A 20,393-nucleotide genomic window follows, 5' to 3' on the forward strand; every position below is an offset into this window, starting at 1 on the left:
CGGTCGCCGCCCCGCCGGTCACCCAGCCGACCAGGCCGGGCGTGACACCGCCGGTCAGCCGGCCGGCCAGGCCAGACGCGCCGCCGCCGCGACCGAAACCGGGCAGGCCGGCGACCGGGCCGGGACCGTCGGGGGCCGCGCCGGTGCGCAGCCCGGTGGGGACCAGCGGCTGACAAACCATCACGAATCCACTGACGGCCGCCCCGGCGACCGCGCCGACGCCGCCCGCGACGCCACCGCCGGCCAGCCCGGCCACCGCGCCCAGGGCCACCGCGCCGAACACGCCGCCGACCCCGGCCGGCACCGCCCGCGGCGCGACGGCGCAGAGTCGCCACCAGGCGATGTCCGGCCCGGCGTGCGCGGCGAGCCAGGCCAGCCAGGGCATGGCCCGGGCCGCCGTCCGGGCCGCCGCGCCGCCCGCGTGCTCGGTGTAGGCGACCGGAACGGCCCGGTCGAGCAGGTGCCCGGCGAGGTCGTCGGCGGTGGCGAAGCGGTCCCGGTCCAGCAGCGCCGCCGGATCGGACCCGGTGTCGCTGTAGGCGGCGCGGGCCAGCGACGTCATCAGCGGCGTGGCGAGCACTTGGCCGACGAGCCGGGCCGGGCCGTCGGCGGGCGCGGCGTCGAGCCGGGCCAGCACCGGGTCCCACGCGGTCACCGCGGCGGCACCGGCGGGGCGGGCGGTGCGCGGCAGGTACGCCGCCAGGTCACTCACCCGCAGCGGCAGCAGCCGCACCACGGCCGCGCCGGTGAGCACGTCGCCGCCGCGCACCGCGTCAAGGTACTGCGCGGTCCGACTCGCCACGACGAGGCCCGCCAGCCGGGGCGAGGCGGCGTTGAGGGCGAGCAGGGCCGCCCCGCGCGCCGCCGCCGGCAACTCGTCGAGCCCGTCCAGCACCGGCAGGACCCGCTCCTCGGCGAGCAGGGCCGCCGCCACCGTGCCGAAGTCCGGGTGCGGCGCGGCCAACGCCGGATAGTCGGCGGCCAGCCGGGCCACCAGCCAGTCGGCGAAGCCGGCGCGGCCGGGATCCCAGGACGTCAGCGACAGCAGCACCGGCACCGGCTCACCCGGCTGGCCGCCGGAGATCAGGTCCAGTACCAGCCGGATCAGCAGCACCGACTTGCCGCCGCCGGCCGGCCCCAGCACCACGAGCCGCCGCGACGGGATCCGGCGGAACACGGTGGCGACCTCGGCGAGCCGGCCGGCGACCGCCACCTCCACCGCCCCCGCGCCGGCCAGCCCGACGTTCGCCCAGTGGTCCTGCCCGCCCAACCCGGCGGGGAGCGCCTCCCACCGCACGGGGATCGGCACCGGGTCCTGGACGCGACGCAGCGCCTCCTCGACGCGCCACTGCTGGCGCACGGCCGCCCGCAGCGCGCTCTGATGCTCGTCGAGGGACCGCGCGGGCCGGCCGGCACGGCCGCCGCCCCAGACGGCCAGGAGCAGCGTCGCCGCCGCGACCGTGAAGCTGCCGACGCTCGCCACCCGATCCGCGGTCTCCAGGTCGGAACGCCAGATGACCCACCCGACCACGACCACGACCACCGTTACGACGTACGGAACGAGGGGTTGATGACGGACCTTCAGCAGAATTCCCCGCACGGGGTTCATGATGGCGGGCAGCGTCCAGACGCGCTCTTCGACCAGTTGCGGGCCGCCCGCGCCGAACTACGGTCGGCGATCGGGGAGATCCAGCGCATCCCCGGCTACGAACAGTTCCTCGCCCCGGTCGAGATCGGCGACGTCACGGACGCCGCCGACCATCCGCTGGTGTACGTGACACCGGCCGACGACACCGGCCTGGCGCTGGTCGTCCGGGGCGACGAGATCGTCGACGTGCCGCTGCCGCAGCTACGGGCGGCTCGGGTGCACGAGTGGGCCGAGCGGCACCGCGAGCACTTCCCCACCCCCGGTGCCCCCGCCTCGCGCCGGGCGGCCTGGGAGCGGCACCTGGCGGAGCTGTGCGACTGGCTGTGGGAGGCCGCCGCCGGGCCCCTGCTGGCCGAGCTGGCCGGCGAGTCACGGGCATCCGTCGTACCGTGCGGCCTGGTCGGGCTGCTGCCGCTGCACGCCGCACGGTACGCCGACGCGGCGCGGCCGACGGGTTTCGGCTACCTCGCCGACGCGCTCGCGCTCAGCTACGTACCGAACGCCCGGGCGCTGGCGGCGAGCCGCCGGCGGGCCGCGGCCGAACCCGACGGAGGTCTGCTCGTCGTGGTCGATCCGGAGCTGTCCTACGCCCAGTGGGAGGGGTGCGTGGCCGCCGCCGCGTTCGGCGGGCCGGTGACCACGCTGACCGGCCCCGACGCGACCGTCGGGCGGGTCCGCGCGGAGCTGCCGGCCGCCTGGGTCGCCCACTTCGGCTGCCACGGCAGCGCCGACCAGCGGGACCCGCTGCGCAGCGCGCTCCGGCTGGCCGGCGAGGGCCGGCTGCGGCTGGCCGACGTGCTGCCGCTGCGGCTGCGAATGCGGTTGGCGGTGCTCTCGGCGTGCGAGACGTTCCTGCCCGGCCTCGATCTGCCGGACGAGGTGATCTCGCTGCCGGCGGGCCTGGTGCAGGCGGGCGTCGCGGGCGTGCTGGCGTCGATGTGGCCGGTCGAGGATCACGCCACCGCCCTGTTCATGACCGAGTTCTATCGGCGCTGGCGCGCCGACGACCAGGCCTCACCCGCCGAGGCGCTGGCCGGGACCCAGCGGTGGCTGCGCGACGTGACCCCGGTGGAGCTGGGAGGAAACGCTGGGCCCAGGCCCTGGACGCGGGTGAGCCGTGGCTGCCGGTCGACGCGGCCGGCGCGCTGCTGCCGCAGGTGTTCCGCAGCGGCAGCGGCGACTCCCGGCCGTGGTCGGCGCCGTCGGTGTGGGCGGCCTTCGCCTTCACGGGGGCGTGAGCGGTGCCCGACGACGCGTGGACCCTGCGCTGGGTCGCCGAGCAGGCGCGGTCGCGCCTCGGCGAGTTCGTCGCCGACGCGGAGGCGGCCGCAGGCATCGACAAACTGCTGGCCGAGGCGCTGGCCCGGCCGCCGGGGCCGGTGGCGGACCTGGCGATCGCGCGCGCCCTGCGCGGCGACCCCGCGCTGGAGCGGTGGGCAATGGAGACGGTACGCGCGGCCGAGAGCCGGTTCCGGGCGGAACCAGGAAGTACCCCACCGGTGCGGTACCTGACGACCGCCCTGTCCGGCCGGGCCCGCCTCGGCACCCGGTTCCCGCTGCACGTGACGGTCAGCCGTGACGGCGGGCCCGGCAGCGTCCCCACCCGGCCGTTCCCCATTCCCGAGCGGGGGGTGGACGTGCTGGTCACGGCCGCCTCGGAGACGCTGTCGATCGACTCGGACGCCGTCCACGTCGTACGGGTGTATCCCGGTGCGGACCCCGACGGCGTCGCGTTCGTGCTGAGCGCCGCCGAGGAGGGCCGGCACGAGGTCACGGTCCGGGCCTTCCTGGACGGTGGCGGCAGCCAGATCGCCGCGATCGTCCGCACGGTCCTGGTCACCGACTCCGCGTCGTACGCCCAGCCGCACCGGCTGGCGGCGCGCGTCGAGCACCTCACCCCCCGGCCGGACGAGGTGACGCTTCAGGTAGACCGCCGCCGCGACGGCTACGCCTTCCGGCTCGTCGGCCGCGACGGCCCGGCGGCCACGGCCGAGTCGATCCCCCGGGGACTGCTCGCGGACCTGCTGCGCACCGTCAACGCGGCGGCCCGGGGCGCCGGCGGGCAATCCGCCGTCGTCCGGGGCGAGCTCGCCGGGTACGGCTCGCTGCTGTGGCGGGCGATGCCGCCGGAGATCGGCCGCGAGGTCGAGGCCCGCCTGGCCACGGCCACCGGCCTGACGATCTGTAGCGACGTCAGTGAGCTGCCGTGGGAGTTGCTGCTGCCCCCCACCTGGGACGAGTTCCCCGCCGAGCGGCTGGCGGTCATGCGGCAGACCGGCGCCCACTCCCCCGCCCGGTCGCTGTCGCTGACCGACGCGGTCTTCGTGCACGGTCGGAACCCGCCGACCGGCGCCAGGGCCGAGGTCCGGGGGGTCAACGCCGGCCTCGGCGCCCCCGGCGCCCTGGTCACGACCGTGGCGGAGCTGGTCCGGCGGATCGAGCGGGGCGACTTCGGCCTGCTGCACCTCGCCTGCCACCAGGAGCATCCCGGCGCGGACTCAGACGGCGGCGTGGCGATGGACGACGGCCGGTTCCACCCGGTCGCGTTGGGCCGCGCCGCCGCGCGGGGCAGCCTGCGAGCCCGCTGCCCGCTGGTGTTCTTCAACGCCTGCCGCAGCGTCGACGGCGGCGCGTACGACACCCTCATGGGGGGCTGGGCCAACGAGTTCGTGCGCGCCGGGGCCGGCGCTTTCGTCGGCTCCACATGGGCCCTGCGCACCGAGTCGGCCCGTCGCTACGCCGACCGGTTCTACGCGGAGCTGCGCGGGGGCGCGCCGCTGGCCGCCGCGTCGTTCGCCGCGCGCCGGGAGCTGCTGGCCGACCCGGGTGACCCGACCGGGCTGGCCTACGCCGTGTACGGAGATCCACAGGCGACCATCCTCAGGGGAGCAGGCACGTGAGCGACGTACGACCCGTCTTCGTGATCCACGGCATCGCCAACCGCGACCCGGCGGTCGTCGCCGGGCGGGTGGCGGAGCTCAGCGCCGCCGCCCTCGGCCGTTGGCCGATGCACTCCGTCTACTGGGGTGACCTCGGCTCGTCCACCCTCGGGGTGGACCTGGCCATCCCGCCCGGCCCGGGGCAGACCTGGGATGTCCGCGACGGCGCAGCCCCGCCCGCCGGGCAGGACGCGGCGCTGGGGCTTGCCGGCCCGGTCCCGTTGACCCCCGCACAGCGCCTGGAGCTGGTCCGGACCCGGGCCCGGCAGACGCTGGACCCTTCACCGATCGAGTCGCGGGGCGCGGCGCCGGAGGTCACCGAGGAGGCGCTGGCCGCGATCGCCGAGGCCTGGCCGCGAACCCGGTGGCTGCGGCACGCCGACGATCCGACGCTGCTCGGCGAGGTGGGTGCGGCGCTCGCCGCGGCGGCGCTGGACACCGCAGGAGACGCCGGGCACGAGGTACGCGACCCGGGGGCGATCCGTCTGGCCATCCGCCGCCGCCTGCCCGAGCTGGATCGGGTGGCCGGCGCGGCCGTCGGGGCGGCCGGCGAGCGCTTCTACACCTGGGCGCGGATCGCCCGCGCCCAGTACGTCGCCCTGACCCTCGGCGACGTACTGGTCTACCAGCGGCACGGCGAACGGATCCGGGCCCGCATCCGCGAGCAGATCGCCGCCGTCGCCGGGGAGCGCGCCGGGCGGGAGCAGCCCGTCCACCTGATCGGCCACAGCCTCGGCGCGGTCATCGCGCTGGACCTGGCCACCGGCGAGAACCCGGTACGCACGGCGGGCCTGGTCACCTTCGGCTGCCAGTGGCCGCTGTTCCACCTGTTCGACCCGCGCGGCGGTCAGCTCGCCCCGTACGACGGGAGCGGGCCGGTGCTACTGCCGGACTCACTGGGCCGCTGGGCGAACCTGTGGCATCCGCTGGATCCGCTGGGCTTCGTCGCGAGCCGGCTGTTCCGCTGGGCGGACGGCTCCGCGCCGAGGGACGTGCGGGTGGAGCATCTGCTCTCCGACCAGCTCTACACGCACTCGGCGTACTGGACGAACCCCCGCCTAGTCTCCGTGCTGCACGAGACGTTCGCCGAGCCCGTGGACCGGTGAACCACCCGCCGCATCCGCGCTGCCGTGCGGGGCGGCACGGCGCGCACGGCGTCCTAGGAGGATGGAATGGGGGGTTCGGGGAGGATGGGGGCGTGCACATCGAGCCGGTCGATCCCGCCCCCGGGCGGGCGTTGCGTTGGGCGGCCCTGCGGCAGCGCTGGGAGGACCTCACCTTCCTGCACTGGGCGGTCGCGCCGGAACTCGTCGCGCCGCTGCTGCCCGCCGGCACCCGTCCGGACACCCTCGACGGGGCGACCTACGTCGGCCTCGTCGGTTTCCGGATGGTCGGGCTGGGCTTCGGTCGGGGGCCGGGGGTGCCGTACCTGGGCACCTTCTGGGAGACCAACGTCCGGCTCTACTCGGTCGACGACGCCGGGCGGCGGGCCGTGGTGTTCCGGTCGCTCGACGCGTCCCGGCTGGTCCCGGTGCTCGTCGCCCGGGCGAGCCTGCGGCTGCCGTACCTGTGGTCGAAGATGCGGCTGGACCGCGACGGCGACACCTGCACCTACCGCTGCCGGCGCCGCTGGCCCGGCCCGGCCGGCGCGACGAGCCGCATGGTGGTCCGGGTCGGCGAGCCGGTCGCCGACCCGACCCCGCTGGAACACTTCCTCACCGCCCGCTGGGGGCTGCACACCCGGGTGCACGGGCGCACGCTGCACCTGCCGAACTGGCATCCCCGCTGGCCGCTGCACCGGGCGGAGCTGCTGCACCTGGACGACGAGTTGGTCCCCGCCGCCGGGCTGCCCGCCCCCACCGGGGCACCGGTGAGCGTGCTGTACTCCCCCGGTGTGCCGGTCGTGTTTGGTCCGCCCACCGTCGCGCGCCGGCCCGACTGACCGGGCCGCTGCGGCGCACCTGGGACGATTCGACCGTAAGCAGCTCCGGCTCGCTGACCGAGATCGACCAGACGAAGGCGGTGGTCGGTTTCTCCGGCAACCGCACCACGGCGACGTCACCGGCGGTGAGCGTGACCGCCCGGTCCCGCTCGTCCACTTCTACGAGCGCCATGTCGCGCCTTCCTCACCGGCGGCAGGCTAGGAGCGTGTTCCAGTAATCGGCAACGGGCTGGGTGTCCGTGGTCGGGTGATCGATCCGACCTGGCGGAACGCAACGTCCGATTGCCGCCAGCAGCTTGGGCTTTTTTTGCGGACAGTTGGTGGCGGCTCGCGTACCGCACGGCGAGTCTCTCCAGCTCATATCCCGCGAAAGGCGAACGAATGCACGTGGTCCCCGGGCTCAAGGTACTGTACTTCGGGACACCGGTGGTGCTGATCAGCTCACGCAACGAGGACGGCACCGCGAACCTCGCGCCGATGTCCTCTGCCTGGTGGCTGGGCCAGTCCTGCATGCTCGGTCTCGGCAACAGCGGCCAGACGACCGCGAACCTGCTGCGCGAACGCGAATGCGTGCTCAACCTGCCCTCATCAGCGATGGTCGACGCCGTTGACCGGATCGCGCTCACCACGGGGACATCGGCCGTGCCGGACTACAGGGCGGCGCAGGGTTACCGATACGAGCCGGACAAGTTCTCGGCCGCGCAGCTGACCGAGCAGGCATCGGAGCTGGTCCGGGTGCCCAGGGTCGCGGAATGTCCGGTCCAGCTGGAGTGCAGGGTCGTCTCGGCGCACCCTTTCGGCAGTCCCACTCCTCATGCCACTGCCTTTCAGGTCGAGGTCCTTCGCGCCCACGTCGAGGAGGATCTGATCATTCCGGGGACGCACTACGTGGACCCGCTCGGATGGGACCCGCTCATCATGAAGTTCTGCGAATTCTTCGGCGGTGGACACAGCATCCATCCGTCGAAACTCGCCGAAGGCTGGAACATGCCGCATCAACTCCAGCGGGAGGCTGTCTGAGCTGGTACCGCGCGGCGGCATCCCGCGTGCGTTTCGTGATCACTCGTGCGGGATCATGGCGGTATGCGTGGTTGGAATGGACTGTTCGAGGTCGAGCCGGTCGAGAACGCCGCAAGGCCATCGTCGAACCCGTCTTCGGCCAGATCATGACCTGCCACAACGGCCGCCGGCTCCTCTTGCGCGGCGAGGACGATCCCGGATGACCACCCCCCGCTCACCGGCCCCGCAGGACACCGACAAAACTCAGACTATGGCAGTTCGTCGCCGACGACGGCCGAATCCCGAAACGGCGGAAGAACGGCCGGCGGCACCCGAATGAATTCACCCTGTCTGGGCTTCGTCCACGCTTTACATGTGTGGTGCGCACTCCGCACCAGGCCGTTCCATCTGGCGTTCGAGGGTCGGGGAAGGTTTTCCGTCCGCTTTCCGGCACGAAACAGGCCGTCCGCATCCGTTCCTACGGCACGTATAGCCAAACTCCGTCGCGCTTGTCGCCGCCGCCCTAACATCTGTTTTCGAGGGGCGATCCACAGCAGCCGGAGGGGGAGGAATGGCGAACGGGGTAATGAACCCGATGGGTGACGGGAATCTGCCGGGCGGCCGACCGGATCCGATGGGGACGCCCGGAGCGGTGGGGATGCCGGTCGTCGCGACGAGCGGTGCCACCGGCCCGTCCGGCATGAACGCCGCACCGGGACCGAGCGGGGACGGCAGGACGGGCGGGGGCATGCGACCCGGAACAGCCGGAACGACCGGAATGGCCGGGATGGCCGGGATGGCCGGCGGGGGTGGTGGCACCGCCCCGACCGGGAACGGTGCCCCCGGGCCCCCGCGGCACTGGTGCGCCACGATGCCCGTGCACCGCAGGCTGCTCAACCAGAACCAGGACTACGCCCGTGCCCGGGGCGCGATCGAGAACAGCACCCGCCTGGCGATGTCGGGCCGGGCCGGCACGCGGTTCCCCGACGTCGTGCGCATCCCGGTCGTCGTGCACGTGGTCTATCAGGACGACCGGCAGAACATCTCCGACGAGCAGATCCACTCGCAGCTCGCCGTGCTCAACGCCGACTACCGGGCGGCCAACAGCGACGTCGGGGCGGTTCCGGCCCCGTTCCGCGACCTGGTGGGCGACGCCCAGATCGAGTTCCACCTCGCCACGACCGGTCCGGACGGCAGACCCACCACGGGCATCACCCGCACGCCCACCAGCGTGGCTCAGTTCTCCCCCGACGACGACGGCATCAAGTCGGCGGCGACCGGAGGCGCCGACCCGTGGCCGGCGGCGCGGTACCTCAACCTGTGGGTCGGTCAGCTGCGCGACGGCCTGCTCGGCTACGCGCAGTTCCCCGGCGGGCCGCCGCAGACCGACGGAGTGGTGATCACTTACACCGCCTTCGGCACCCTCGGCACCGCCGCCGCGCCGTTCAACCTCGGCCGCACCGCCACCCACGAGGTCGGCCACTATCTCAACCTGTTCCACATCTGGGGCGACGACGGCACCGGCTGCGGCGGCACCGACGAGGTGGGCGACACCCCCAACCAGGCCGGCCCCAACCACGGCAAACCGAGCTTCCCGAGCGTGAGCTGTGACAACGCCCCCAGCGGGGACCTGTTCGTCAACTACATGGACTACGTCGACGACGCGGCCATGTTCATGTTCACCAAGGGGCAGGTGGCCCGGATGCAGGCCTGCCTCCAGACCGCCCGCTCCTCGCTGCTGGCCACCGCCGCCACACCGCAGCCGGCGGCCCCGGTGGTCAGCCGGGGCGCCGGACGGATCGACGTCGTGCGCCGGGGCGCCGACTCGGCGCTGCACCGCAGGTGGTCCGACGGCACCGGATGGCAGCCCTCGGGCGCGCAGTGGGAACACCTGGGTGGGGTCTGCCTCGGCGATCCCCGGGTCGCCACCTGGGGCCCGGGCCGGCTCGACGTCCTCGTGCGTGGCTTCGACCGGGCCGTGTACCACAAGTGGTGGGACGGCACCGCCTGGCGGCCCAGCGTTACCGGCTACGACCACCTCGGCGGAATCTGCGCCAGCGAACCGCAGGTCGTCTCCCGGGCACCGAACCGGCTGGACGTGTTCGTCGTCGGCGCGGACTCCGCGCTGCACCACAAGTGGTGGGACGGCGGGCAGTGGTGCCCCACCGGCCCGGACTGGGACCACCTGGGCGGGATATGCGTCGGTCAGCCGGCGGCCGTCGCCGCGAGCATGAACCGGCTGGACGTGTTCGTCGTCGGCGCGGACTCCGCGCTCTACCACAAGTGGTGGGACGGCACCGCCTGGCGACCGAGCGCCACCGGCTACGACTACCTCGGCGGGGTCTGCACGAGCAGCCCGCAGGTCGTCGCCCGGGGGCCGAGCCGACTCGACGTGTTCGTCACCGGCCCGGACGCCGCGCTCTACCACAAGTGGTGGGACGGCACGGCCTGGTGGCCGACCACCACCGGCTACCAACGCCTGGGCGGCGTCTGCACGGGCGATCCCGAGGTCGTCGCCTGCGGGCCGGACCGGCTCGACGTGTTCGTCACCGGCCCGGACTCCGCGCTGCACCACAAGTGGTGGGATGGGGTGCGGTGGCTGCCGTCGCCCCTGGAGTACGAGTCCCTCGGGGTGCCACTCGGACCGGGGCCGGCGGCCCAGCCGTCCCCGACGCAGCCGGTGCCGGCGCTGGTGACGACGGCGACGTGACGACCGACCAAGGACAGGAAGCGGACCGATGCCGGACACGCCCGACCGACTGAGCCGTCGCTGGCTGCACTCCTTCGAGGAGGACCACGAGGGGGTCCAGGTCTACCGACCGTCCGGGCATCCCTTCCCGCCGGCCAGGGGGCGGGACGGCATCGAGTTCCGCCCGGACGGGACCTTCATCGACCTGCCCATCGGGCGCGGCGACGCCAACGAGGCCCGGCCCGGCCGCTGGCACGGGGAGCCGCAGGGACCGGTCCACGTCCACACCGAAGCCGCTGGCCGGCGGGTGATGGACGTGGTCCGCCTGGAGCCGGACCGGCTGGAGGTCCGGTGGCGCGAGGAGGCCGGCTGACGGCCTGTCACCCGATCGGCTTGTCGAGGGCTTCCGTCCCTGCCGGGGGTGGCCCCAGTCATCGGCGGCCGGCCGCCACACGTCGATGTTGCGGGGGTCCACGGCCATCCGGCGAGCCCGGTGGGTCTCGTGCTCCCCGAGTAAGCGGACATTGCGCTACGAAGCCAGCAGAGAACGACAGGCCGATGCGTCATATGCCATGATCCTGTCTCACTTAACGCAACGAGGGATCCAGATGGCGGACGACAGCCCCTCGTCGGAGAGGCGCGCGGCCCAGAGCGCTCCGGCGATCCAGACCGTGCAACGCGCGGCGGTCATCCTCAACGCGTTCACCGCGGCACGCCCACGACTCAGCCTCAACGAACTGACGGCCAGCCTCGGCACCAGCAAGGCGACAGCCCACCGCTACACCAAGGCGCTGCGGGAGAGCAACCTGCTGCGCTACGACGAGCGGGAGGGCCTCTACTCGCTCGGGCCGCAGATCCTGACCCTCTCTGCCGCCGCACGCGCTGCGATGCCGGTGATCAGCATCGCCGGCCCGCACATGCAGCAGCTCGTCCGCGAGATCGACGAGACGGTGGTGCTCAGCGTCTGGGACGGTGACACGGCCGTGGTCGTCCGCGCCGAGGACAACACCGACCGGGTCATCCGCGTCAGCGTCCGCGCCGGCTCCCGACTCTCGCGCACCGAGTCGGCTCAGGGCCGTATCTTCTGCGCCTTCCTGCCCGAGGACGACGTCCCCGGGCTGGCCGACGACCTGGCCGCCTCGACCGAGCTGCGGCGGGAGGTCGACGAGATCCGCCGCACCGGCATATCGGCCAACACGCCGTCGGCCAACGGCGTACGCAGCATCGCCGCGCCCGTCTTCCGCGGCAGGACGCTGATCGCCGCGATGGCCATCGTCGGCACCACCACCTCCGTGCCGGAGGGCACCGACACCCCGCTCGCCATCGCCCTGCAACGCGTCGCCGCCGTGGTCACCGCCGAGCTGGGCAGCACCGGCGACGGCCACCGCCCCGTGACGGGCGACGGCCACCGCGCACCGGCGGCCGAAGGCCGCACCGGCGCGCGCTGACCAGCGCCGACCGGGTCAGCCCACGTCCGCGCCGAGCCCCTCGGACAACTCACGCGCGACCTGCCTCAGGGTGTCCGCCGCCGCGGCCTCCGCCGCGCCGGAGAGCACCGCGTCGGTGCCGAGCACGCCCAACGCGGCCACCACCTGGGTACGCTCGAACACCGGCGCGGCCAGCGCCCGCACCCCGAAGTCCTCCGGCGAGTTGACCGCGAAGCCGTCGCGGCGCACCTGCTCGGCCACCGCCCTCAGCCGGGCCGACAGGCGTAGCTGACGGGCCACCACCGGGGCCTCGGCGGGCGGCAGGAAGGCGCAGAACACCCGGCCCTGCGCCGAACGTGCCAGATCCAACGGCAATCCCGTACGCACGCTCAGCCGCACGTCGCCGCTGGTGTTGTCCATGCAGCGGACCACGATCGGGCTCTCGCCGTTCCACACGCTGAGCACCGAGGTCTGGTTGGTCAGCCGGGTCAGCCGGTCCAGGTACGGCTCGGCGGCGGTGACGATGGGCAGCGCCGCACGGGCAGCGGCCTCCATCGCCAGGATCTGCGGACCCAGTGTGTACGTGGCGGTGGCCGTGTCGAAGCGCAGCAGGTTGGCCGCGCGCAGCGCGCGGGCGTACCGGTGCGCGGTGGCCCGGCTGATCGCGAGGTCGGCGGTCAGCTCGGCCAGGGTGAGCCGGGGCCGCTCGGCGGAGAACGCCTGGAGAATGGTGGCGGCCCGCTGCACGGTCTGGATCGCCGGCGCGTCGCCGCTGCGCTCCTCGACCCCGGCCGCCATCGCGTCACCTCGCGCCCCGTCGCCTCCGCCGGGTGCGAACTCTACCCAGCGCGATGGCCGGGGCGCGAGGACGGCCAAGAGGCGACGGGAGCGGTTGGGGCCGCCGAGCCTGCTGCAGGGCGACTCCCCGGCTACGCTATGTGATCGTCGCGTCATTGGCGCAGGGCGAAGCGGTTCGCCGGAGTGCGGCGGCCAGGCGGGGCGGCCACGTCGGGTCACGACTCGGCGGCGAGCTGGCGGTGCACCTCGGCGCTGTCCCAGTAGTCGACCCGGTGCGCGACCAGGCCGTCGGCGTCGACCCGGAACCGGAACATCCCGCGCACGCGCACCGGGGCCCGCCCGGCGGAGACCAGCCGGAAGGACATCCGGTACGCCAGGGCGGCCCGGTCCCCGTCGACCAGCAGTTCCTCCACCTCGTAGTGGAGGTCGACGAACTCGGCCAGGAAGCCGTCGAGCCGCTCCCGGTAGCCGGCCCGGCCGACCACCCCCCGCCCGAGCCCGGCGGTGTGCTCGTTGACGAAGCCGACGCTGACGCAGGCGGCGACGGCATCGGCATCGCGGCCGTTCAACGCGGACAGGTAGCGCAGCACCGCGGCCCGGGTACGGGCTGCGGTCAGTTCCCCCACAGCCGCCGTACGGTGTCGAACACCTGCTGGTCGTGGGAGATCTCGATGACGTTGCCGTCGGGGTCCTTCAGCGCGCAGATGTAGCCGACCGGTGGTGGCATCTGGCGCGGCTCCCAGTGCAGGCAGCCCAGCTCGCGGGCCCGCTCGGCGATCTCGTCGACGTCCGAGCGCTGCGGCACCTCGATGCCGATGTGCGCGAACGGCTGGAGCAGGCCGAGCTGGCCGCCCTTGTCCCTGTCGAAGGAGACGAGCACGAGCACGAACGGCGTCTCGACCTGCTTGTCGTTGGAGAGCCACACGCTCTCCCCGTCGGCGTCGGCGAACCGCTCCACCACCACCAGCGGGGTGAGGCTGGTGTAGAACGCGATCGCCTTGTCGAGGTCGCCGGTGGGCAGAGCCACGTGCGTCCATCGGGCTTGGGTCAGGCCGGTCCCCATGAGTACCTCCACCTGCCGGATGTCCATCACATTGCCACCAGCCTATTCGTCCCGCCGGCAGGGGGCGATGTGCCGCGGACACAGACCCGGCCGGGCCGATTCGACCCGGCGGGACAGTGCCCGGGGCCGGGGCGGCGTGCCAGCGCGGTCATCGGGCCGCGCACACTGGAGCAGTTGCGCAGCTGGCAGCCGGGGGCCGCGGGTAGTGACCTATTGGCGGCCGACGATCACTGACAGCTCTTCGCTTGCCCGTGTGAGCGATAACATGATAACTTTCCCGAGGAGCTACCGGGCCGCTCCGACCAGCCCACCGGGATCCCCTGCGGGACCCGGAGCAATGCGTATTGCAGCGTCGAGCGCGGATATCCGGGCCTATCGCAGCAATGGGACCAGGGCTCACCTTCCCGTCCCGTAATCGCAGGTAGCCGTCACCTCGATGTCGCCAGCGCACCGTCCCTTGCCCGCCAATTTACATCGATTGACTGGCAACACAACGACATCCGCCGTCCGGAAAGATGGAGAGTCAATGCGCGCACGTACCAGATGGTTGGCCGCCCTGAGCGTCGCACTACTGGGAGCAGCCGGCGTGGCTGTGGTCGACACAGTCGCCGCACCGAGAGCGGCTCAGGCGCTGGAGAACGGGGTCGCCCGCACCCCGCCGATGGGCTGGAACAGCTGGAATACGTTCTTCTGCAACATCAACGAGGCACTGATCCGGCAGATGGCCGACGCCATGGTCAGCTCCGGCATGCGAGACGCCGGCTACCAGTACGTCGTCGTCGACGACTGCTGGATGAACCCCAACCGTGACTCGGCGGGCAACCTCCAGGCCGATCCGACTCGGTTCCCCAGCGGCATGAAGGCCCTGGGTGACTACATCCACGCCCGTGGCCTCAAGTTCGGCATCTACCAGGCGCCCCTGGACAAGACCTGCGCCCAGTACTTCGGCTCCTACCCCGGAGCCACTGGCGCCATGGGTCACGAGGCCCAGGACGCCCGTCAGTTCGCCGCCTGGGGGGTCGACTACCTCAAGTACGACTGGTGCTCCCCCACCGGCACCATCAACGAACAGGTCAACCGGTTCGCCATCATGCGCGACGCCCTCGCCGCCACCGGTCGCCCCATCCTCTACAGCATCAACCCCAACAGCATCCACGAAAAGACCGGCCCCATGCGCAACTGGGGCGACGTCGCCAACATCTGGCGCACCACCGAGGACATCACCAACGCCTGGGACACCGGCCAGACCAACGGCTACCCCATGGGCATCCAGAACATCATCAACGTCAACGTGCCACTGGCCGGTTACGCACGTCCGGGTTCGTTCAACGACCCCGACATGATGGAAGTCGGCCGCGGCGGCATGAACGACACCGAGATGCGCAGCCACTTCGCGATGTGGGCCATCATGGCCTCACCCCTGATCGCCGGCAACGACCTGCGCAACATGAACAGCGCCACCCAGACCATCCTCAAGAACGCCAATCTCATCGCCATCAACCAGGACACCCTCGGCCTGCAGGCCACCCAGATCTCCAACGACGGAACCCGCCGCGTCCTCGCCAAACGACTCGCCAACGGCGACGTCGCCGTCGCCCTGTTCAACCAGGGCAGCTCCACCACCACCATCTCCACCACCGCCGCCGCGATCGGCAAGTCCGGCTCCTCGTTCACCCTCCTCGACGCCTGGACCAACGGCACCTCCACCACCACGGGCACCATCTCCGCCAGCGTCCCGGCCCACGGCACGGTCGTCTACCGGGTCAGCGGCGGCGGCACCATGCCGCCCCCCACCACGCCGCCACCGCCCACCACGTTCCGGCTCCGCAGCGAATCCAGCGGCCGATGCCTTGACCTCGACAACAGCAACACGGCCAACGGCACGGGGATGCTGATCTGGGACTGCCACACCGGCGCCAACCAGCAGTTCACCCAGTCCGGCCAGGCTCTCCAGCTCATGGGCAAGTGCCTGAACCTTCCCACGAACGCCACCGCCGGTACGCGGGTGCAGATCTGGGACTGCAACGGAGGCACCAACCAGCAGTGGACCTTCAACGGCAACGGCACCATCAGCAGCGTGCGGTTCCCCTCACTCTGCCTGGACGTCAACAACGCCGGTACGGCCAATGGCACCACCGTGCTCGTCTGGACCTGCCATACCGCCGCGAACCAGCGGTGGAGCCGGGTCTGACGCCACGATCGACCAGGCGCCCGGGATGCCACCGTCAGCAGACGGTCTGACATCCCGGGCCGCCCGGTCCCGCTCGTACGGCCGCGCCGAACGCGCGCAACCCATCAGCTCGGCCGACTCCGCCAACTCGTCGTGCCCGTCAGGTGGTGCCGCGCTGGAACGGCTGGGCCAGCGCGCGGGGTTCGCGATGCGCGGTGGCGAACACCAGCGTCGCCGGCAGGGCCGGCGCGGCGATCAGTAGCTGCGGGTTCATGGTGACCCCGAGCGCCGGCAGCGCCAGCCGCATCGCGTCGGCCAGGCCGAAGACGACGCAGCCGACCAGGGTGCGGCCGAGTCGCCAGGCGTCGAGGATCACGGCCGCGATCACCAGCTAGCCGCGCCCGGCGGTCATGTTCTGGTTGAACGACCCGACCTCGGTTCGAGGCGCACCTGGCCCGCACCGGGGCGATCCTGCGGGTGCCCAGGGACCGCCGCCTGATCGAGGTGCTGCGCGAGGCGTTGCCCGCACAACCGCGCCCGCCCGTCCGACACCCACCGCTGTCAGCGGTCGGTCGTTCAGTCCGGCCGCCGGGCCCGGCGATGGGACTCACGACGGGCGCGCGCCGTCGACGTGCACCGCCAACGCGTCGAGGATCAGGTCGAGGCCGAACTCGAACTGCCCGCCGAAGTGATAGCCAGGCTGCTGGACATGCTGCGTGGCGAACTCGACCAGATGCGGATAGTCGCCCGCCGCGACACCCTCCATGATCGAGTCGGTGACCGCGTTGGCGGAGTCCGGGCCGTCGAACGGCAACGACGCCTCCTGTAACACGAAGCCGAAGACGTACGCGTCGATGATCGCGTACGCGTGCGCCGTCATCGACAGCGAGAAGCCACCGGCCCGCAGTACGCCCAGCATGGCGTCGTGATGGCGCAGGGTGGCCGGCCCGGGGCTGGTCCGGGTTTCGACCAGGGCCAGCGCCCAGGGGTGCCGCGCGAGAACCGCGCGGGCCGAGAGGGAACGTCGGCGCACCTCGGCGCGCCAGTCGTCGCCCTCCCCGGGCAGCTCGATCTCCGCGAAGACTCCGTCGACGAGTGCGTCGAGGAGCGCGTCCTTGTTGCGGATGTAGTGGTACAGCGACATCGGCTTGGCGTCGAGCTCAGCGGCCAGCGACCGCATGGTCAACGCTCCCAGGCCGCGCGCGTCGGCGATGCCGACCGCGGCCCGCAGCACCCGCTCACGACTCAGCTGCCGTGCTGGTTCGCCCACCGCCTGGTTCCCGTCTGTTCGACGCTCCGTTGACCGGACTTGCCCGCCAAGCGTATCGTACTTAGTACAACGTACTTAGTACGAAAGCCTGGAGGCGAACATGTCCCAACGTGTGACCGGCAGATGCGCCGGTGCTTTCTTCCTGTTGGCGTTCGTCGCCTACGGCATCGGCAGCGCTCTCGCCGGGCGACCCGCCGGGGTGGCGCTCGTGGCGCTCAACTCCGTCATGGTGGCGGCCATCGGCATGCTGGCCTTTCGGGCACTGCGCCGACCGCATCCGGGGGCCGCCTGGACATACCTCGTCGCGCGCGGCGCGGAGGCGTTTCTGCTCACCGCCGGAGTCGTCCTGCTCAACTCGGCCGGGGCGGACGCGGCCGACATCGCATACCAGTTGGCCATGCTGTCGCTGGGGATGGGCAGCCTGCCGTTCTGCCTGGCCCTCGGGAGGCAGGGCTGGCTGCCGCGCTGGCTGACGGTCTGGGGATTCGTCGGCTACGCGCTACTGGCGATCGGCACCGCCGCCGAGCTGATGGGGGCTGCGGTCGGGCTCGTGTTGGCGGTCCCGGGGGGACTGTTCGAGATCGCCTTCGCTCTGCTGCTGCTCGCTCGGGGCTTCACGCCGTCCACCGTCGCGCATTCCGGCACCGCTGGTGACGGGGCGTCGAGCGCGGCGGCGGCCGTGGACGGCGGCTCCCGGCCGCGAGCGGCGCTGGCCGCCGGGCTCGGCCTGCTGCTGATGGCGGTGCTCGCCGGCCTGGCCAACTTCGGCGTCGTGCAACGGCTGGTCTCCGCCGACGCGACCGAGACCACCACCCGGCTGCTGTCGCATCAACGGGAACTCGTCCTCGCCGCCGCTGCCCTGTTCACGGTGGTCTGCCTCGACGTGCTGGTCGCCTGGGCGCTGCGGGCGTTCCTCGCCGGCACCCACCGCGCCGTCGCGCTGCTCTCGGCCTGGTGCCGCACCGCATACGCGGTCGTCTTCGCCGTGGCGATCACGCACCTGATCGCCGCCGCCGGCCTCCTGCGTGCGGGTGCGAGGACCGACCAGACAAGCCCCGGCGTGTACGCGCGGATCGCCGACTTCCAGGAGATCTGGAGCCTGGGCCTGATCCTGTTCGGCGTCCACCTGCTGATGATCGGGTGGCTGGCGTGGCGGTCTGACGCCGTGCCGAACTGGGTGGCGGTGCTCGTGACGATCGCCGGTGCCGGCTACCTCGCCGACTCGATCGGAGCGCTGGCCCCTGCCGCCTACCCGTTCCAGGTCGCCGCGGTCACGTTCGTCGGTGAGGTCGTGCTCATGGCTTGGCTGCTCGTGTTCGCCGCGCGCTCGCGCGGTCACCGCCGGTCCGATCTGGACGGGGACCGTGCTCGCCAGGCGCAGCCCCGTGAGACGGGGACACGGGTCGGTGTCCCGGCGCGGGCCATGCCGCTGGCCGGGTGATCGACGGCGGGGCGGCCCCCGCCGCCGGGTCGTCCGGCGGCGGGGCGGCCCGCCAGAAGGGGGTCTGCGGACAATCCAGAGCCTTGCGGAGCTCGGATCATCATGGTGTCTCCTGCGGCTGACGGTGTCGCCCCAGGTTAGCCCCGGTGCAGCGTAAAGAGAGATGGCGTCTCGCAATTCGACGGCAAGTTTCGGCAGGGCCGTACACCCTGGTCGCCGCGCGGAATCTAAGACATTTCCCATTCGAATTGCCCACCATCGATGCTGATCGCCGCGCAGGGCGGCCGATCAGAACAGGAGCACCCCCATGTCCGTACGACAGTCCGACACAATCGACGACACGACGGCGCGTCCGGTCAGCACCCTCACCGCCGAGCCGGACGGCTGGCAAGGCCCCCTGCTGGACCACCTTCCACCGCGCGAGCGGCATCTGTTCCACCGGTTCGGCCAGGGACCGGTGGTGCCCGTACCCGATCTGCGCATCCACCAGGCGTTCGAACGCTGGGCCGCCGCCACCCCGGACGCCGTCGCGGCCGAGCACCTCGGGGTACGGATCGGCTACCGCGAGCTGGACCGCCAGGCCAACCGGCTCGCCGCCCGGCTCGCGGCCCTCGGCGTAGGGACCGGGGACACCGTGGGCGTCTTCACCAGCCGGTCCATCCCGATGCTGGTGGGAATCCTGGCGACGTTGAAGGCCGGGGCGGCCTACGTCCCGCAGGACGTCCGGATCGCCCCTGCTGGGCAGTTGCGGCAGGTCGCGTCAACCGCCCGATGCCGGGCGGTGCTGACCACGTCCGCGACCCTGGACGCGGTGCCGGCGCTACCCGGCGTCGCGCGGCTCGCGGTCGACGAGATAATGGCGGAGCCGCTGCCGCCGGGCCAGCACGTGACCGCCGGAGTCCCGGACCGCCCGGTGCGGGCCGACGACGGGTGCTACGTCCTGTTCACCTCCGGCACCACCGGCACGCCGAACGGCGTCACCGTGACCCACGGCAACGTGGCCAACATCCTGCTCACCGCACCGGGCAACCTGGGTATCCGGCCGGGCCGGCGGGTCGCCCAGTTGCTCAACGTCGCCTTCGACATGGCGGCCTGGGAGATCCTCGGCTGCCTGGCCAACGGCGGCACCCTGCTCGTACGCGACCGCGACCTCACCGCAACCGCCGCGCGCGCCGACGTGGTGATCGCCACCCCGTCGGTGCTCGGGCGGATCGACCTGGCCCGGTGCGATCGGGTCCGCGTGGTCGCCGTGGCGGGCGAGCCCTGCCCGCGCCCGCTGGCCGACCGGTGGGCCGTCGGCCGCACCTTCTACAACTGCTGCGGGCCGACCGAGACCACCATCGTCAACACCATGCACCGCCACCAGCCCGGCGCGGCGCTCACCATCGGCCGGCCGACGCCGAACAACACCGTCTACGTCCTCGACGCCGACGGTCGGCCCTGCCGCATCGGCGAGGTCGGCGAGATGTGGGCCGGCGGCGGCTGCGTCTCCGCCGGCTACCTCGACAACGACGCGCTCAACGCCGAGCGGTACGCCCCGGACCCGTTCCTGGGCGGCGGCCGGCTGATGTTCCGCACCCGCGACCGGGGCCGCTGGAGCGCCGACGGGGAGCTGGAGCACCTGGGCCGCACCGACGACCAGGTGAAGGTCCGGGGCTTCCGGGTCGAGCTGGACGCGGTCTCCACCGTGCTGGAGGCGGTGCCGGGCTGCCGGCGCGCGGTCACGCTCAAGCTGACCGACCGCGACCTCGTCTCCTTCGTCACCCCGGCGGAACTGGACCCGCAGCGGTGCCGGGACGCGGTGGCCGCCGCACTGCCCTACTACTACGTGCCGGCGGCCGTGCATCCGCTGCCGGAGCTGCCGATGACCGGCCGGGGCAAGGTCGACCGGGACGCGCTACACCGACTCGCCCTGGACCTGCGGTGGCAGTGGGCGCACATCGAGGAGGCGGCGGCATGACCACCACTCCCGTCCGGCCGCAGCCGGCCCCGCCGCCGCGTACCGTC

17 protein-coding genes are annotated in these 20,393 nt (G+C 72.7%); 11 read left to right on the forward strand and 6 right to left on the reverse strand.

What is annotated here, in order from left to right:
• On the reverse strand, nucleotides 1–1,600 hold a 1,600-nt coding region (locus MCAG_RS03295; RefSeq protein WP_198141485.1), incomplete at its 3' end, for an NACHT domain-containing protein.
• Between MCAG_RS03295 and MCAG_RS34360 the strand changes: the two genes are divergently transcribed.
• From MCAG_RS34360 to MCAG_RS03330, 8 genes are all read left to right on the forward strand, one after another.
• Nucleotides 1,571–3,160 carry a CHAT domain-containing protein gene (locus tag MCAG_RS34360; protein ID WP_232290058.1) on the forward strand — a complete coding sequence of 530 codons (1,590 nt, stop codon included), beginning with the start codon at nucleotides 1,571–1,573 and terminating at the stop codon, nucleotides 3,158–3,160. The two genes, MCAG_RS03295 and MCAG_RS34360, sit on opposite strands and share 30 nt — an antisense overlap.
• Before the next feature lie 752 nt (nucleotides 3,161–3,912).
• Entirely contained in the window at nucleotides 3,913–4,548 is a 636-nt protein-coding gene (locus MCAG_RS34365) for a CHAT domain-containing protein (RefSeq protein WP_232290345.1), read from the forward strand.
• Nucleotides 4,545–5,693, forward strand: coding sequence for an alpha/beta hydrolase (locus MCAG_RS03305; RefSeq protein ID WP_007071559.1), 1,149 nt, complete (start codon nucleotides 4,545–4,547; stop codon nucleotides 5,691–5,693). The genes MCAG_RS34365 and MCAG_RS03305 overlap by 4 nt, the downstream gene beginning before the upstream one ends.
• Nucleotides 5,694–5,785: 92 nt before the next feature.
• Complete coding sequence (locus MCAG_RS03310) at nucleotides 5,786–6,529, forward strand: YqjF family protein (protein WP_007071560.1); 744 nt, start codon at nucleotides 5,786–5,788, stop codon at nucleotides 6,527–6,529.
• Between the two features lie 381 nt (nucleotides 6,530–6,910).
• Nucleotides 6,911–7,549 carry a flavin reductase family protein gene (locus tag MCAG_RS03315; protein ID WP_007071561.1) on the forward strand — a complete coding sequence of 213 codons (639 nt, stop codon included), beginning with the start codon at nucleotides 6,911–6,913 and terminating at the stop codon, nucleotides 7,547–7,549.
• 850 nt (nucleotides 7,550–8,399) lie between these two features.
• Complete coding sequence (locus MCAG_RS03320; protein WP_036376168.1) at nucleotides 8,400–10,238, forward strand: M43 family zinc metalloprotease; 1,839 nt, start codon at nucleotides 8,400–8,402, stop codon at nucleotides 10,236–10,238.
• 28 nt (nucleotides 10,239–10,266) lie between these two features.
• Nucleotides 10,267–10,590: a hypothetical protein gene (locus MCAG_RS03325; RefSeq protein ID WP_007071563.1), complete on the forward strand. Its 324-nt coding sequence runs from the start codon at nucleotides 10,267–10,269 to the stop codon at nucleotides 10,588–10,590.
• A 235-nt stretch (nucleotides 10,591–10,825) separates the two neighbouring features.
• The gene (locus tag MCAG_RS03330) at nucleotides 10,826–11,665 is read left to right on the forward strand and encodes an IclR family transcriptional regulator (RefSeq protein ID WP_036372154.1); all 840 of its coding nucleotides are present in this window, start codon (nucleotides 10,826–10,828) and stop codon (nucleotides 11,663–11,665) included.
• 15 nt (nucleotides 11,666–11,680) lie between these two features.
• Here the strand turns inward: MCAG_RS03330 and MCAG_RS03335 are convergent, their stop codons facing one another.
• The 3 genes from MCAG_RS03335 to MCAG_RS33345 all read right to left on the reverse strand — a co-directional run bounded on the left by MCAG_RS03335 (nucleotide 11,681) and on the right by MCAG_RS33345 (nucleotide 13,532).
• On the reverse strand, nucleotides 11,681–12,442 hold the full coding sequence (locus tag MCAG_RS03335; protein ID WP_036372157.1) for an IclR family transcriptional regulator: 762 nt from the start codon (nucleotides 12,440–12,442) through the stop codon (nucleotides 11,681–11,683).
• A gap of 215 nt (nucleotides 12,443–12,657) precedes the next feature.
• Nucleotides 12,658–13,068 carry an ester cyclase gene (locus MCAG_RS33340; protein WP_198141486.1) on the reverse strand — a complete coding sequence of 137 codons (411 nt, stop codon included), beginning with the start codon at nucleotides 13,066–13,068 and terminating at the stop codon, nucleotides 12,658–12,660.
• On the reverse strand, nucleotides 13,056–13,532 hold the full coding sequence (locus MCAG_RS33345) for a VOC family protein (RefSeq protein ID WP_007071567.1): 477 nt from the start codon (nucleotides 13,530–13,532) through the stop codon (nucleotides 13,056–13,058). Before MCAG_RS33345 ends, MCAG_RS33340 begins: the two co-directional genes overlap by 13 nt.
• Before the next feature lie 499 nt (nucleotides 13,533–14,031).
• On the opposite strand from MCAG_RS33345, the gene MCAG_RS03350 reads away from it, so the two are divergent.
• Nucleotides 14,032–15,696 (forward strand): ricin-type beta-trefoil lectin domain protein, encoded by a 1,665-nt coding sequence (locus MCAG_RS03350; RefSeq protein WP_036372159.1) that lies wholly within the window; start codon nucleotides 14,032–14,034, stop codon nucleotides 15,694–15,696.
• 139 nt (nucleotides 15,697–15,835) lie between these two features.
• Here MCAG_RS03350 and MCAG_RS03355 read toward each other — a convergent pair whose 3' ends face one another.
• Nucleotides 15,836–16,063, reverse strand: a complete 228-nt coding sequence (locus MCAG_RS03355; protein ID WP_036372161.1) for a hypothetical protein — start codon at nucleotides 16,061–16,063, stop codon at nucleotides 15,836–15,838.
• Nucleotides 16,064–16,282: 219 nt separating this feature from the next.
• Nucleotides 16,283–16,945: a TetR/AcrR family transcriptional regulator gene (locus MCAG_RS03360; protein WP_007071569.1), complete on the reverse strand. Its 663-nt coding sequence runs from the start codon at nucleotides 16,943–16,945 to the stop codon at nucleotides 16,283–16,285.
• A 100-nt stretch (nucleotides 16,946–17,045) separates the two neighbouring features.
• Here MCAG_RS03360 and MCAG_RS32120 point away from each other — a divergent pair, with 100 nt between their 5' ends.
• Both MCAG_RS32120 and MCAG_RS03375 read left to right on the forward strand, forming a co-directional pair.
• On the forward strand, nucleotides 17,046–18,386 hold the full coding sequence (locus tag MCAG_RS32120; protein WP_007071570.1) for a DUF4386 domain-containing protein: 1,341 nt from the start codon (nucleotides 17,046–17,048) through the stop codon (nucleotides 18,384–18,386).
• Between the two features lie 307 nt (nucleotides 18,387–18,693).
• The gene (locus tag MCAG_RS03375) at nucleotides 18,694–20,346 is read left to right on the forward strand and encodes an amino acid adenylation domain-containing protein (RefSeq protein ID WP_007071571.1); all 1,653 of its coding nucleotides are present in this window, start codon (nucleotides 18,694–18,696) and stop codon (nucleotides 20,344–20,346) included.
• Nucleotides 20,347–20,393 lie beyond the last annotated feature (47 nt).

Source organism: Micromonospora sp. ATCC 39149, assembly GCF_000158815.1.
GTDB lineage: Bacteria > Actinomycetota > Actinomycetes > Mycobacteriales > Micromonosporaceae > Micromonospora.

What these genes read in the sequence shown, in the direction of transcription:
- MCAG_RS34360 (WP_232290058.1), top strand. Translation starts at nt 1,571, where the DNA reads ATGACGGACCTTCAGCAGAATTCCCCGCACGGGGTTCATGATGGCGGG.
- MCAG_RS34365 (WP_232290345.1), top strand. Translation starts at nt 3,913, where the DNA reads ATGCGGCAGACCGGCGCCCACTCCCCCGCCCGGTCGCTGTCGCTGACC.
- MCAG_RS03315 (WP_007071561.1), top strand. Translation starts at nt 6,911, where the DNA reads ATGCACGTGGTCCCCGGGCTCAAGGTACTGTACTTCGGGACACCGGTG.
- MCAG_RS03320 (WP_036376168.1), top strand. Translation starts at nt 8,400, where the DNA reads ATGCCCGTGCACCGCAGGCTGCTCAACCAGAACCAGGACTACGCCCGT.
- MCAG_RS03325 (WP_007071563.1), top strand. Translation starts at nt 10,267, where the DNA reads ATGCCGGACACGCCCGACCGACTGAGCCGTCGCTGGCTGCACTCCTTC.
- MCAG_RS03330 (WP_036372154.1), top strand. Translation starts at nt 10,826, where the DNA reads ATGGCGGACGACAGCCCCTCGTCGGAGAGGCGCGCGGCCCAGAGCGCT.
- MCAG_RS03335 (WP_036372157.1), bottom strand. Translation starts at nt 12,442, where the DNA reads ATGGCGGCCGGGGTCGAGGAGCGCAGCGGCGACGCGCCGGCGATCCAG.
- MCAG_RS33345 (WP_007071567.1), bottom strand. Translation starts at nt 13,532, where the DNA reads ATGGACATCCGGCAGGTGGAGGTACTCATGGGGACCGGCCTGACCCAA.
- MCAG_RS03350 (WP_036372159.1), top strand. Translation starts at nt 14,032, where the DNA reads ATGCGCGCACGTACCAGATGGTTGGCCGCCCTGAGCGTCGCACTACTG.
- MCAG_RS32120 (WP_007071570.1), top strand. Translation starts at nt 17,046, where the DNA reads ATGTCCCAACGTGTGACCGGCAGATGCGCCGGTGCTTTCTTCCTGTTG.
- MCAG_RS03375 (WP_007071571.1), top strand. Translation starts at nt 18,694, where the DNA reads ATGTCCGTACGACAGTCCGACACAATCGACGACACGACGGCGCGTCCG.